14 protein-coding genes are annotated in these 13,619 nt (G+C 65.2%); 4 read left to right on the top strand and 10 right to left on the bottom strand.

Annotated elements, in window-relative coordinates:
• Positions 1-123: 123 nt before the first annotated feature.
• From FJ941_RS21365 to FJ941_RS21335, 7 genes are all read right to left on the bottom strand, one after another.
• Positions 124-411: a hypothetical protein gene (locus FJ941_RS21365; protein ID WP_027144288.1), complete on the bottom strand. Its 288-nt coding sequence runs from the start codon at positions 409-411 to the stop codon at positions 124-126.
• 167 nt (positions 412-578) lie between these two features.
• A complete protein-coding gene (locus FJ941_RS21360; RefSeq protein ID WP_140508670.1) occupies positions 579-902 on the bottom strand; it encodes a DUF2934 domain-containing protein in 324 nt (107 codons plus the stop codon).
• A gap of 122 nt (positions 903-1,024) precedes the next feature.
• Positions 1,025-1,624 carry a BA14K family protein gene (locus FJ941_RS21355; RefSeq protein WP_140508668.1) on the bottom strand — a complete coding sequence of 200 codons (600 nt, stop codon included), beginning with the start codon at positions 1,622-1,624 and terminating at the stop codon, positions 1,025-1,027.
• 107 nt (positions 1,625-1,731) lie between these two features.
• Positions 1,732-2,241 carry a DoxX family protein gene (locus tag FJ941_RS21350; RefSeq protein ID WP_140508666.1) on the bottom strand — a complete coding sequence of 170 codons (510 nt, stop codon included), beginning with the start codon at positions 2,239-2,241 and terminating at the stop codon, positions 1,732-1,734.
• A 240-nt stretch (positions 2,242-2,481) separates the two neighbouring features.
• A complete protein-coding gene (locus tag FJ941_RS21345) occupies positions 2,482-2,961 on the bottom strand; it encodes a tetratricopeptide repeat protein (protein ID WP_140508664.1) in 480 nt (159 codons plus the stop codon).
• Between the two features lie 30 nt (positions 2,962-2,991).
• On the bottom strand, positions 2,992-3,963 hold the full coding sequence (locus FJ941_RS21340; RefSeq protein ID WP_140508663.1) for an MBL fold metallo-hydrolase: 972 nt from the start codon (positions 3,961-3,963) through the stop codon (positions 2,992-2,994).
• A gap of 118 nt (positions 3,964-4,081) precedes the next feature.
• Positions 4,082-4,303, bottom strand: a complete 222-nt coding sequence (locus FJ941_RS21335; RefSeq protein ID WP_140508661.1) for a DUF680 domain-containing protein — start codon at positions 4,301-4,303, stop codon at positions 4,082-4,084.
• 620 nt (positions 4,304-4,923) lie between these two features.
• Here FJ941_RS21335 and FJ941_RS21330 point away from each other — a divergent pair.
• The 3 genes from FJ941_RS21330 to FJ941_RS21320 are packed head-to-tail and all read left to right on the top strand — an operon-like array spanning position 4,924 to position 10,156.
• Positions 4,924-9,042: a Pls/PosA family non-ribosomal peptide synthetase gene (locus tag FJ941_RS21330; protein ID WP_181169906.1), complete on the top strand. Its 4,119-nt coding sequence runs from the start codon at positions 4,924-4,926 to the stop codon at positions 9,040-9,042.
• Positions 9,039-9,515: a GNAT family N-acetyltransferase gene (locus FJ941_RS21325; protein WP_140508657.1), complete on the top strand. Its 477-nt coding sequence runs from the start codon at positions 9,039-9,041 to the stop codon at positions 9,513-9,515. Before FJ941_RS21330 ends, FJ941_RS21325 begins: the two co-directional genes overlap by 4 nt.
• Before the next feature lie 44 nt (positions 9,516-9,559).
• On the top strand, positions 9,560-10,156 hold the full coding sequence (locus FJ941_RS21320) for a 4'-phosphopantetheinyl transferase superfamily protein (protein ID WP_246673919.1): 597 nt from the start codon (positions 9,560-9,562) through the stop codon (positions 10,154-10,156).
• A gap of 8 nt (positions 10,157-10,164) precedes the next feature.
• Here FJ941_RS21320 and FJ941_RS21315 read toward each other — a convergent pair whose 3' ends face one another.
• The 3 genes from FJ941_RS21315 to FJ941_RS21305 form a co-directional block, all read right to left on the bottom strand.
• Positions 10,165-11,265: a KamA family radical SAM protein gene (locus FJ941_RS21315; protein WP_140508653.1), complete on the bottom strand. Its 1,101-nt coding sequence runs from the start codon at positions 11,263-11,265 to the stop codon at positions 10,165-10,167.
• A gap of 128 nt (positions 11,266-11,393) precedes the next feature.
• Positions 11,394-12,272 carry an NmrA family NAD(P)-binding protein gene (locus FJ941_RS21310; RefSeq protein WP_140508651.1) on the bottom strand — a complete coding sequence of 293 codons (879 nt, stop codon included), beginning with the start codon at positions 12,270-12,272 and terminating at the stop codon, positions 11,394-11,396.
• Complete coding sequence (locus tag FJ941_RS21305) at positions 12,269-12,451, bottom strand: DUF1127 domain-containing protein (protein WP_140508649.1); 183 nt, start codon at positions 12,449-12,451, stop codon at positions 12,269-12,271. Before FJ941_RS21305 ends, FJ941_RS21310 begins: the two co-directional genes overlap by 4 nt.
• A gap of 215 nt (positions 12,452-12,666) precedes the next feature.
• Between FJ941_RS21305 and gcvA the strand changes: the two genes are divergently transcribed.
• Positions 12,667-13,578: a transcriptional regulator GcvA gene (gcvA, locus tag FJ941_RS21300; protein WP_140508647.1), complete on the top strand. Its 912-nt coding sequence runs from the start codon at positions 12,667-12,669 to the stop codon at positions 13,576-13,578.
• Positions 13,579-13,619 lie beyond the last annotated feature (41 nt).

The following is a 13,619-nucleotide window of genomic DNA, read 5'->3' as shown; positions in this document are numbered from 1 at the left end:
ACCCCCGAAAAGCCTCCAAAGCAACGAAAATGGCCGCCCTCAATCCTCACAACAAGCCTCCCGCAATATTGCGCAACAGGCCCCCTTGGCGAAGGGCCCGGCGATCGCCGAGCCCTTCCCTTGTCAGTCACGGTGTTCGGGCATGGCTTTCAGCTGGTCCTTGGTCCAGCTGGTCACGGCGTGGACGTCGCCGTCCTCGTCGCGCATGAAATCGAGTTCGTTGGCGGCGACGGCGACCGGTTTGGCGCCGATGCCGAGGAAGCCGCCGACATCGATCACGACCTGGCCGCTGCCATGCATGTGGTCGACGGAGCCGATCTTCTCGTCGTTGGGGCCGTAGATCGTCGCGCCTTCAAGCGTGTCGGGGGTCAGTTCGGCGGGGCGGAGCCTTACGTGGTTTGCGTGGTCCATGAGTGCATCTCCTCTGGGGGTTGGGACAGGGTGAACCTCCGAGGCGGCCAAGGGTTCCGACATTGCCGCGGATGACGGAAGTAGCGGGCGCGCGGATTTTGAGGGCCGCTCGATGAATCATCTTCTCATCAAGCCGCGCCAACGCATTGTCTCGAAATGCCTCGCGTTCAGCGCCTGCGCTTGGCCTTGAGGTTGCGCGCGGCCTGCTCGATCGCGGCGCGGTCGGTGCCCAGGCGATCGAGCAGCGCCTGCGCCTCGTCGCCCGATATGCCGGCGCGGATGGCCAGTTCCTCTACCGTCAGCACGTCGGAGCTGGCGATCTCGCCGGTCTGCGGCAGCGCATCGTCGGCCGTCAGCGGCAGGGCGGCTTCCCGGTCGATCTCCATCTCGGCCTGGCGCCAGTGCCGGTCATGGTCGCCATGCGCGCCGCCTTCGCGCTGCCAGATCTCGTAGGCGCGGTTCCTGATCTTGTCGTCACGGTCGTCGCTCATATCCATTCCTCCACTCATGTGAGGCATGAACGCCGCGCCGATCCGAACGATCCAAAAAATCTGCGTGATCTCTGGGATCACAAGGCACCTTTCAGCCGCGCCCGGCCTCCCGCATCCGGCTGCTATTCGCATTGGCGCCTGGGTCCGCCGGAATAGGGCTGGTAGCTGTTGTCCTCGGGCCGGTAGGAGCGATAGCGGCTGAAGCAGGAATCGACATGGTCGGCGGAAAGCCCCGCCGTGGCGACCGAAGCGGCGTCGCCCGTCTCGGCATAGCTGACTTCGGCTGAAGGCTTAGCGCCCTGGTCGGCGCCGGCGTCGAGATAGGGCGATACGCAGGGGCGCAGCCGCCCGCTATAGGACAAGTAGCTGTTGTCGTCGGGATGGTAGGAGCGGTAGCGGCTGGCGCACCACTGGAGATGGGACGCCGGCAGGACCGCGTCGCTTGCGGCGGGCTCGATCGAGCCGGTCGCGGCCGGATCGGGTGCCGGCTCCTTGGCGGCGATGTCGGGCGGGGCGGGCTGGTCGGCCGGCAAGCGTTCAAGGTTCTGCGCCGCCTTGTTCACCGGCCGCGCGTTCCTGGTCCAGAGCTCCGCCACGCTGACAGTCGGCCTTGCCTCATGCGCAGGCTTGGCGGCAAGCAGCCAAGCGGCAAAGGCGAGCCCGCTGCCGAAAACCGCCAGCGTCAAAACGAAGCCGCTGACCAGTGCTACAATCGCTTTCACGTCACGCTCCTTCAGCCCCTGCTTATAGAATGCGGAGCATCAAGGCTGGTTCCAGCAAAGTGCGTGTCGCGAGCGTGTCCGGATGAGGCGCGCGGGCCCAGCTCCCCTCAAACCGGCAGCCCCAGGGAAAACTGGTTCTCCACCGCCAGCAGCGCCGCCACCATGTCCTTGTCGCGCTGCCGCTGCTGCAGGTAGCCGGCTAACAACCAGTCCAGCGAGAACCTGCCGGCGCCCGCCACGGCCAGCACGAACATGCCGCCCGCGATGGCCAGATCCTTTTCGAAATGCAGCAGTTCGTTCCGGCTGGCGAAGTCGGTGTGGAACAGGGTTGCCGTCGCCAGGCAGAACAGGCCGAGACCGATGGCGCCCAGCCGCGTCAGCAGGCCTGTTGCGACGGAAAGCCCTGCCCCCAGTTGCAGGGCCACGGTGGCGATGAACAGCGGCAGGCTGACACCAAGCGCCGCCATCGCCTTGGCGGCGCCTTCGAAATGGGTGGCCAGCGTGACGCCCTCATGCAGGAAGATGAGAGAAAGCAGCAGGCGACCGGCGATCAGGGCCGCGTCCCTCAGGTATTGTCTGGTGGCGTGCAGCTTCGCGGCGCGTTCGTTCAGGGTCATGGTCGGGCTCCGATATTTTGGGCACAGGCGACGTCAAGCGGGGATGGCGCCTGCCGAATGTTATGTTCGAAAGGGCCGGAGCCGGTTCGAGGGAGAGGCGCCGGCTCCGGCAATGGGCGCCAGCCACGAGCGCCCGAACTTTGGTGTGTTGGGGATGGTTAGCGCCAAGGCCCCCACTTCGTCTCGGCTTCGCCGAGCCACCTCTCCCCCACGTCCGTGGGGGAGAGGAAATAGGTGGCGCTACTTCGTTACCTTGGTGTCGATGGCCTTTTGCAGGTCGGAAAGCTCCTCGCAGCCGGCCGGGCAGAGTTTCTGCAGCGAGGCCAGTTGCTGATTGGCCTTGGCCATGTCGCCGGTCTCGACATAGAGCTCGCCCAGATATTCGCGGGCCGCCTTGTGGTCGGGCTTCAGCTCCAGCGCCTTGTTGTAGTAGGTCAGCGCGGTGTCGAAGTCGCCGGTCTTGCGCAGTGTGAAGCCGAGCAAATTATAGACGTCGGCCTGCTGATTGTCCTGCGCGAGGTCGCGCAGATCGGCCAGCGCGCCCTTATAGTCCTTGGCGTCGAGCTTGGCCTTGACGGCGGTGAGGTCGGGCGCGTCGGCGCCCTCGATGTCGTCCACCGCAAAGGCAGGCATGACTGTGGCGACGGGAACGACGGTCAGCGCGGCAATGGCGCCGAGCAGGCCGAACAGGGCGTTTCTGCCCAAAAAGGATCGTTTCATTGTCGGTCTCGCTTGGTTGAGTGCTGGCGCTCAAATCTGCACGGGAGTGAAGCCATAGGCGCTGCCGTCCTTGACGAAGACGCCGGTGCCCGGGAACGGAAAGTGCGAGCCGGAAATGCGGATGTTGTCCGCGATCACCCGGTCGATGATCTTGTGGCGCGTGGCGATCGCCGTCGGCCCGTCCTGGTCGTAGGCGCCCTGCCATTCCGGGTGCGGCGCCAGCAGCGCCGGCACATACATGGTGTCGGCCGAGATCATCAGCTGCTCCTTGCCGGAATTGGCCAGATACACCGAATGGCCCGGCGTGTGGCCGGGTGCAGCGATGATCTGGATGCCGGGCGCCACCTCGGCGCCGTCCTCGACCAGCTTCCAGTTCTTCCATTTCGGGAAGTTCTCGGCGATGCGCTTGCCCGCCGGCTTGCGACCCTCCGGCAGCTTGGCCAGACGGCTGGGATCGGTCCACCAGTCGTATTCGGTGGCGTTGACGATCAGCTCGGCATTGGGGAACACCGGCGTGTTGGTGCCCTTCTCCATCAGGCCCCAGACATGGTCGGGGTGGAAATGCGAGATCATGATAGTGTCGATCGCCTTGTAGTCGATGCCGGCGGCGGCCATGTTGGCCGGCAGATGCGTGGCGTTGGCCTGCCACTGGCCGACGCCCGAGCCCGCATCCATCATGATCAGCCTGCCGCCCATCTTGAGCACGGCGACGGTGAGCGGAATGGGCATGAAGTCGGTGGTCAGCCCTGCCTTGGCGAGTGCCGCCTTGGTGTCGTCGACCGAGACATTCCTGATGAAGGCCGGGTCATGCGGCTTCTTCCAGATGCCGTCATAGATGGCAGTGACCTCGATGTCGCCGACCGTGTATTTGTAGAAGCCGACGGTGGGCTCCACCGGCGTCTGTGCGAAGGCGGGCCGGGTGAATTCCAGCTTGCCGGCAAGGCCGAAAGCGGCAGCGGCGGCGGCGGATTGAAGCACTGTGCGGCGTGTCATGCTGAACATGGTGATCTCCTCTGTTGAGTTGTGGCTACTTTTTGAAGGAATGACGGAGGACCGCCGGCCCTCCGTCGCTGACCGCGGATCGGAGCGGCACCGTCGGGATCCGGCGCCGACCATGAACTCAGCGGCCCCAGATGCCCTGGCCGGGTTCCTCCGCATCAGATTTCATCGTCGCCTGCACGCCGTGGCGGACCATGTCGGGCTTGGCGGTAGAGGCGGTGTAGGTGTTGTCGACCGTCACGGCGGCCGGCGTGATGGTGCTCGTGCCGAAATGATCGCTGCCGGCAAAGGCAGAACTCGAGGCGAGCAACATCGCAGCCACGCTGAGAGCGAGCTTGGTCATTTCGGTAAATCCTTGTTTCGTTTTCCAGGGGTCGCGGACCGTAAGATTGCCCCGCTTGCAGAGAAGACCCGGAAGGGCTCCGCTTTATTCCCGGGGGCGGTGAGATTTTTTGGAACGGCCGAAACCGGCGGCAGCGGCCATGCGGAAGGGCGCCGCCAGACACAATTCAGAAACAAGATTCAACAGTTCGGAAAAACTGGCGAAAAGATCGGATGGCATAAGCATCCCTCAACGGCTGGAAATCCGGCCGCCACACAGGCATACGGGGTTTGGTACGGGCGATGCAACGAGGTTCGAACGGATGGATGGGTGCCCTGCCCGGCATGTCGCTCACCGACGGCAGTGCCCAGGCGATGCGCACACCTCCGCCCCGAGCCGATGCTCCCGAACATGTGAAGACGGAGCGGCTGCTTCTGTGATAACCGCCCGGCCAAAGAGGACCCGGCGGTCAGCGATCGCCGGCCGGGATTCCGGAATCTTCCATTTTGGAAGCTTCGGTCATTCCACCTCCATCAACAACGACCAAATTGCAGCGGCGGCGCAGCCGACAATGCCTGCTCGAGCGGCGGCATGATCGATATGTGCCTGTGAAAGCTTCGCCAGGACGAGAAAGTTTGGAAATGGACCACGGTATCGAAATCGCCGAACTGGACAGGGAAGCGGCAAGATCGGGCGGAGAGCCCGAGACCAGCCCCCACAGCGCCGATGCGCTTGCAGGACTTGCCTCCATCGCACACAGCCAGGTCCTGGTGGGTGCCGATTTTTCCCGGGCAGGTCAGCCAGGCGAGCGGCTCGACAAGGTCTTCGAGCAACTCGCCGAAACATTCGCCACGCTGCCGGCGGTGATTTCCGAGGGCCGCGGCTGGACCTATCAGGAACTGGACAAGCGCGCCAACCAGTTCGCCCGCCTGCTGGTCAAGCGCGGCGTGCGACCGGGCGACCGGGTCGGCCTCATTCTCGACCGGTCCGCGGAAACCTATGTGGCCCTGCTCGCCGTGGTCAAGGCGGGCGCCGCCTTCGTGCCGCTGGCCACCGCCTTTCCTGAAGAGCGCATGGCGCTCATCATCGAAGACGCCAGCGTCAGCCTGATCGTCACCATCGCCACCTATGCATCGCGGGCCGACCAGCTGCCGGTTCCGCATCTGTTGATCGACAGCGCCGCCGCCGAAATATCAGCCCAGTCCGACGCGCCGCTGAAGCCGCACAAGGCGCCGGCCGCCACTGCAATCGAAGACATCTGCTATATTCTCTATACGTCGGGCACGACCGGCAGGCCCAAGGGCGTGGCCATCCGCCACCAGAGTTTTGTCAACTTCATCCGCGTGGCCGCCGCGTCCTACGGCTACCGGCCGGGCGATCGCGTCTACCAGGGCATGACCATCGCCTTCGACTTTTCCTCCGAGGAGATCTGGGTGCCGTTCGTCGCCGGCGCGACCGTCGTGCCCGCACCGGGCCAGATGCCTCTGGTAGGCGAAGAGCTCGCCGATTTTCTGCGCCATCACGACATCACCTGCATGGCCTGCAGCCCGACGCTTCTGTCGTCCATGACCTCGGATGTGCCCGGCCTGCGCACGCTGCTGGTGGGCGGCGAGGCCTGCCCCCACAATCTGGTGGTGCGCTGGTCGAAGCCCGGCCGGCAGATCCTCAATACCTATGGCCCGACCGAGGCGACCGTCACGGCAACCATGGGTGCGCTGACGCCGGACCGGCCGGTGACGATCGGCGCGCCGCTGCCCACCTATTCCATCGTCATTCTCGACCCTTCGCTGCCGCAACTTGCCGAGCCTGGTGAACTGGGCGAGATCGGCATTGCCGGCATCGGGCTGGCGGTCGGCTATCTCAACAGGCTAGACCTGACCGAACAGAAGTTCATCGCCGATTTCCTCGGCCTGCCGAACAACCCGTCCAAGCGCATCTACCGCACCGGCGACCTTGGCCGGATCAACGACGCCGGCGAGATCGAGTATGCCGGGCGCATCGACACCCAGGTGAAGATCCGCGGCTATCGCATTGAACTCGGCGAGATCGAGGCCGTGCTGCTGGACCAGCCTGAAATCGCGCAGGCCGCCGTCACCACCTGGGAGATCGAGCCCGGCCGCGTCGAGCTCGTTGCCTATTACGCGCCCAAGGCCGGCCAGCCGGCGCTCTCGCGCGCCGACATCGCCCAGACGATGAAGCGGCGGCTGCCGGACTACATGGTGCCCTCCTATCTCGAGGAACTGCCGGCGATCCCGATGACGGTCTCCAACAAGGTCGATCTTCGCCAGCTTCCCAAACCGACGACCGTCCGGCTTTCGGCCGACCGCGCCATGGTGCCGCCCGGCAACGACGACGAGCGTTTCCTGGCCGACGCGCTATGCGCCGTGCTGAGATTCGACGACGTGTCCGTCGAGGACAATTTCTTCGACGATCTCGGCGCCAACTCGCTGCTCATGGCGCACTTCTGCGCCCGCGTGCGCACCCGCAAGGAATGGGCGACGACGTCCATGCGCGACATCTATCTCTATCCAACCGTGGCGCGCCTGGCCAAGCACCTGAGCGTGGCGGAAGAGATGACGACGGCCACCAACGAGCCCGTTCTCACCCGCCAGGCGTCCAACCTCGTCTACTGGACCTGCGGCGCGGCGCAGCTGCTGTTTTACGCACTCTACAGCTACGTGGCGCTGTGGGCGGTCAATGACGGCCTCAACTGGGTCTATGACACGCTCGACGACCCGCTGCAGCTATATGTCAGGTGCGTGGTACTCTCGGCCGGCGTGTTCTTCGGCATGTCGGGCTTCGCCGTTGCCGCCAAATGGGTGCTGGTCGGCCGCTGGAAGGCGGAAGCGTTCCCGATATGGGGCCTGCGCTACTATCGCTTCTGGGTGGTCAAGACCTTGATCCGCACGGCACCTGTCGTGCTGTTCCGCGGAAGCCCGCTCTACAGCCTGTACCTGCAGCTTCTGGGAACCAGGATCGGCAAGAACGTGGTCATCGAATCCCGTGCCGTGCCCGTGTGCGCGGACCTGATTTCGATCGGCGACCGTACTATCCTGCGCAAGGAATCGCTGATCCTCGGCTATCGTGCCCAGGCCGGCTATATCCACACCGGGCCGCTGACCATCGGCCGCGACGCCTTCGTCGGCGTCGGCTGCACGCTCGACATCGACACTGCGATCGGCAACGGTGGGCAGCTCGGCCATTCCTCCTCGCTGCAGCGCGGGCAAAGCATCCCGGACGGCGAACACTGGCATGGATCGCCGGCGGTGCCGACCACGGCGAACTATTGCAAGGTGCGCAACGTCAACCCTCCCCGCATCCGGCGCTTCCTCTACGAGGCCGTGCAGCTGATAGGGCTGTTTGCCATCGTCACCCCGCTGCCGCTTTTGTTCCACAGCTATTGGGAGAATGTCGGCGACGACTATCAGGAGACGATCGGCATCGTGGCGATCGGCACCACGGTCACGCTTTTCGGCTACATCGCCTCGGCCTTCCTCGCCGCCACGGTGGTGCCGCGCCTGTTCAGCCTGATCCTGAAACCCGGCCGCACCTACACGCTTTACGGCTTCCGCTACTGGCTGCAGACGGTCGCCGAGTTCTCGAGCAACTCACGCGTGCTCGGGCTGCTGTTCGGCGACAGCTCGGCCATCGTCCACTACATGAGCGCCATCGGCTGGAACCTCAACAAGGTGGTGCAGACCGGCTCTAATTTCGGCTCCAACCAGCAGCATGAAAACCCGCTGCTGTGCGAGATCGGCACCGAGACCATGGTATCGGACGGGCTTTTCATGATCAACATGCACAAGTCCGCCTCCGCGTTCCGGCTCGAGCCGACGCGGATCGGCGAGCGCAACTATCTCGGCAACAATATCTACTATCCGCCAGATGGACGCACGGGCGACAACGTCCTGCTCGGCACCAAGGTGATGGTCCCGATCGACGGGCCGTTGCGCGAGAATGTCGGCCTTCTGGGCTCGCCGCCCTTTGAAATCCCGCGCATGGTGAACCGCGACAAGGAACTCATCGCCGGCATCGACGAGGCGGACCGGCGCCAGCGCATCCCGCTCAAGAACCGTCACAATCTGGTGACGATCCTCCTGTTCATGGCCACGCAATGGGTCATGCTGTTCGCCACGCTGGCGATCTGGGACCGGGCGCTGAACTATTATACCGAATGGGCGGAAATCGCCCTCTTCGCGGCGGTGCTTCTGACCTCGGCGATCACCATTCCGTTCTACATCTTCGTCGAGCGGGCAAGCCTTGGTTTCCGCAAGCTGAAGCCGCGGATAACGACGATCTACGACGTCACCTTCTGGCGCCATGAGCGCCACTGGAAGTTGGCGGATTCGCCTATCGTGCGGCTGTTCGCCGGCACGCCGTTCCGGCCGATGATCCTGCGCATGCTGGGCGTCAAGGTGGGCAAGCGCGTCTATGACGGCGGCGCCAACCTGACCGAGCGTTCGCTGGTGGAGATTGGCGACGATGTCACGCTCAACGAGGGCTGCGTCATCCAGGCCCATTCGCTGGAGGAAGGCGCGTTTAAGTCCGATTTCATCCGCATCGGCGATGGCTGCACGCTCGGGCCGTCCGCCTTTGTCCATTACGGCGTTGTGATGGGCAAGGGATCGATGGTCGATGCCGATTCCTTCGTGATGAAGGGCGAAGAGCTGGAGCCAAACTCCATCTGGCGCGGCAACCCGGCCAAGCTGCACCGGTTCGTTGAGCCGATCAACGAGGACTCCAGGGCATCTGCGTCTTGAAGGGCGGCGCGCCTGGCACAGTGGACATCCGTATCGCTCCCGTGACCAGGGCCAATCGCGCTTTGGTCACCACGTTGCAGCTGGCGCCGGAGCAGATGGATTTCGTCGCCAGCAATGCGGATTCCCTGCGCGAAGCCATATCCGATCGGGACGCGCGGCCGCGCGCGGTGACAGCCGGGGGCCGGCTTGTCGGATTCCTGATGTACGACGCGCCGCGGGACGACGACGAGGCGCGCATCTACCGTTTCATGATCGACCGCGCCTGGCAGGGCCGGGGCTACGGCAAGGCCGCGCTGCGGGCGGTGCTGGAGGAAATCCGCGGGCTCGGCCACATCAGGCACGTGTCGATATGCTACGAACCGGAGAACGAGGCGGCACGGCGGCTCTATCGCAGCGCCGGTTTCGTCGAGGAGGGGCTCGATAAGGACGGCGAAATGATCGCCGATCTCGTCCTCCCGGCCGGCGACCGATGACGCCATCAGCCGATCCGTCCGAGGAAATCGCCCTGGCGCGCGCCATGGCCGCCATGGCCCCGGCCGGGGCCCGCACCGGCTGCCGGATCATCCGCGACGGCGACGAAGCCCATCTGTTGCCGGCGGAGGCAGGCTCGATCCCCGCCCGCCAGCCGGCCATGCGGCGGGCCAGCGGCGCGGCGCGCTGGATCGCGCACGGGCTGCTGGCGGACGTCGGCTTCGACGGTTTCGCCCTCTTGCGCACGCCATCAGGTGCACCCGCATGGCCGGAGGGGATAACGGGCTCGCTCGCGCATGATGACGACATGGCGGTGGCGGCGGTCGCGCCCGTTGCCGGCATCGGCTCGCTCGGCATCGATGTCGAGCCGGCGCTGCCCCTGCCAAACGACATTTTCTCGCTCGTAGCCATTCCCGCCGACCGGATGGGTGCAGCCGACCGGCAGCTCGCCGGCCGCATCCTCTTCGCCGCCAAGGAAGCGGTCTACAAGGCTGCCTATCCGCTGGATCGCGAAGTGCTGGGCTATGAGGACATCGCCGTGGACCTCGAAACCGGCCACGCGACAACGAGGATGGGCCGCAATGTCAGCATCGCATACTGCATCGCCCCGCGCGTGGTCGTGCTGGCGTTTATTGCAGAATAGGCATCGGCCTATTCGCTAACCACCTCCCGATAGGTCCTCACCTCCCCATCCAGCCCGCGTATCCGCCAGCTCTGCCCGTGTTGCCCCTCGATATGGCAAGGTCCGAGCGGCACCTTGCCTCCCCCATCCGGCAGGTCGATGACATAGACCGGATTGCAGATACCCGACAGGCGGGACCGCAGCGCTTCCACCAGCGCCTGGCCTTCGGCGATCGTGGTGCGGCGGTGCGCCATGCCGCGCGCCAGGTCGCCATGGTGCAGGTAATAGGGTTTTATCCCCAGCCGGTACATCAGCTCGCGGCAGAGCTCTTCCAGCACCTCGACCGTATCGTTGACGCCCTTGAGCAGAACGCTCTGGTTAAGCAGCACGAAGCCCGCCTGCCGCAAGGTGCGGCAGGCCGCCTCAGTCGCGGATGTGATCTCGCGCGCGTGGTTGAAGTGGGTGACCACCGTCACCATCAGTCGGCCCTGCAGTGCCGCCACGAGCCCTGGCGTGATGCGCGAAGGCAACGCCACCGGCACACGCGTGTGGATGCGCAAGAGCCGCACATGGGGGATGGTCTCGATGCGGGCACGGATTTCGGCAAGCGCCGCATCGGGCAGCGACAGCGGATCGCCGCCGGTCAGGATCACCTCGCGGATTTCGGGGTGGCCGGCGATATAGGCCAGCGCCGGCTCCAGCGCCTCGCGCGTATACCCCCGGCCGATCGAGGTCAGCGATTCCTTGCGGAAGCAGAACCGGCAATAGACCGCGCATTGATAGGTCGGGAATAAAAGCACCCGGTCGGCATGGCGATGCGTCAGCCTGGGCACCGGACTGAATTCATGGTCGGCGATCGGGTCGCCAAGCTCGCCCTCCGTCTCGTCCAATTCCCCAGGCGACGGGATCACCTGCGCCCGGATCGGATCGGCGGGATCGTTCCAGTCGATCAGGTCGAGATAGCTCTTTGGCGCGCGCACCTTGTGGAGCGCGGCGGCGGCTTGCACGGCTTCGCGCTCGGCCGGCGAGAGCGGCAAGGAGGAGAGGTCGCGCACATGGCGTACGCCGGCGCGGACGTCGTCCTGCCAGGCGGTGTCGGCGGCGCGGGTTGCATCTTTGAGGTTGGGCATTGGGCGTCTCGGGCTGTTCGGGCGGACCTATCGGCCGGATGGGCTGTCGGGTCAACCACTGTCGCAACGCCAACCATGTCCGCCGCGCTCTACGGCGCCACCTTTGCCTTCACAACCTCCGCCCACCCTTAGCCCGCCATCGCCGCAAAAGCGCTTTCAATGGTCTCAAACCTCAGCTCCGGGTAGAGCGTCCCGGCTTCAGGCGTGGCCGTCTCCAGCGCGGTCTCGCCTCGGATCCAGAACGCGCGCAGCAATCCAAGGCCGGGAACCGCCGCGATCAGCGCCTCAAGCTCCTCGGCGCTCATCTGCTTGATGTGCGGCGAGCGGCCGCTCACCCGGCGCCACAGCTCGATCATCGCACTCTGTGTGATCTTGTTCTGAGCGATGCGGATTTCGCTGCGAACGGCGTCGGGATCCTCCAGCGCACGCAAGGTGACCGCCGCGATATCCTTCTCGCTGACAAACGTCGCCGGCACATTGCCGTCGCCATAGAGCGTCACCTCGTCGGGCGGCAGCGGCGACGAGCCGAAGCGCGTGAGGTCGCCCAGTGTCGCCACCCAGGTCGAGAAGAAGCCGTTGGTGTAGATCACCGTATAGGGCAGGTCGGCCTCCCTGACCGCGTCGAAGACGGCCCGCTTGATGTCGAGCGGTTCGATCGAGCCGGGTGCGGCGGCGGCAAAGTCGAGGCCGAAACCGGCGGACGGCACATAGCGGGAGACGCCGGCATCCCTGACGGCGCGCACCAGCGTCATCTCGCTGGCCGACCCGACATGCACCGAACTGATGACGCGATCGACCTTGCCGACAGCGCGCACAAGGCTGTCATAGTCATCGAGATCGCCGACATGCACCGTGGCGCCGAGCTCCTTCAGCGGGTGCATCCGCGCTTCATTGGCCGATGTGGCGGGCCGGACGAGGACATGGAGGCTGTCGCCATTGCGCGCGCTGGCCTTCGCCATCTCGCTGCCGAGAAGCCCGGTCGCGCCGATGATCAGGGTGCTGGTCATATCGCCCTCCCATTGCCGAGAATGGAACCGTCCCAGTCGCGTTCGAGGCCGATGTCATGCAAACGGCGATCGGAAAGCCGGGAGATCTGGCGCAGCGTGCGGCGGCGCTCGAACGCTGCCGCGCCTCGCGTGGCAAGGCCGCTCATCGCGGCCCCGATGGGTCGAAGGGTCAAGGTCATAATCCGTCTCCTGTGTTTCACTGGGCGCAAGCCTGCCGATGTCGCCCGGGCGGGGCGAGCATGACGGTTGCTCACACTTGTCTGGTCAATTCAGCGCATCGATGAACCGGAAGTCCGGTATGGATGCTTGGGACGCCTGAATATTGGGTCATTCGCGGCTGGACGACAAACGACTCTTTGTGCAGGATTTGTGAGCAACGCTCACAGGTCGAACCATGCCGCGCAGATTGCCGCCCCTCACCGCTTTGCCCGCCTTCGACGCGGCCGCGAGACATTTGAGTTTCTCCAAGGCCGCCGAAGAGCTCAACCTCACCCATGGCGCGGTCAGCCGCGCCATTCGCAACATCGAGGACAGGCTGGGCATCCAGCTCTTCGATCGCGGCACGCGCTCCGTGCGCCTCACCGCTGTCGGCGCGGCCTATGCGGCGGAGGTCGGCAGGGCGCTCGACCAGATCGCCGCCGCCACCATCGCCGCCACGCCCGACCGCTCGACCCGCATCCTCAACGTCAGCACGTCGGATGGTTTCGCCGGGCGCTGGCTGGTGCCGAGGCTGCATCGCTTTCATCGCGCCAATCCCGACATCGACGTGCGGCTGGCGACCTCGGGCGTGCTGGCCGATTTCGTCAGCGACGGCATCGACATATCCATCCGCTACGGCCGTGGCGGCTATACCGGGGTGACGGCGGAATTCCTCGCCGATGAAGAGGTCTTCCCCGTCTGCAGTCCCGAACTCCTGGAAGGCGACCATCCGCTGCGGCAGCCCGGGGATTTGAGGTATCACAAGCTGATCCACGACGCCTTCCGCATCGACTGGGCGACATGGCTTGAACAGGCAGGCGTCGAAGGCATCGACCCCAAGCGCGGCGTGCGCTTCGATTCCGCCACCTTCGCCGTCGAGGCCGCGGTGCATGGCGAAGGCGTGTTGCTCGGCCGCAGCGCGCTGGTTTCGGCCGACCTCGCGGCAGGCCGGCTGGTACGGCCCTTCGACCTCGCGTTGAAATCAGCGGCCAGCTACTACGTCGTCTATCCCGAAGGAGCGCTGCGCGAGAAGAAGATCAGGGCCTTCCGCGACTGGCTGTTCGCCGAGATCGCGGTCGACTGGGTCGGCGCGAAGAAGAGCGGCTGATCCGAACGCTCACCTTGCCTCTCTTACCGGCGAGATATCGC

The organism is Mesorhizobium sp. B2-3-13, assembly GCF_006442195.1.
In the GTDB taxonomy this organism is placed as follows: Bacteria; Pseudomonadota; Alphaproteobacteria; order Rhizobiales; family Rhizobiaceae; genus Mesorhizobium; species Mesorhizobium salmacidum.
Note: the sequence above shows the minus strand (reverse complement) of the source record. Positions and strands in the feature narration are given on the sequence as shown.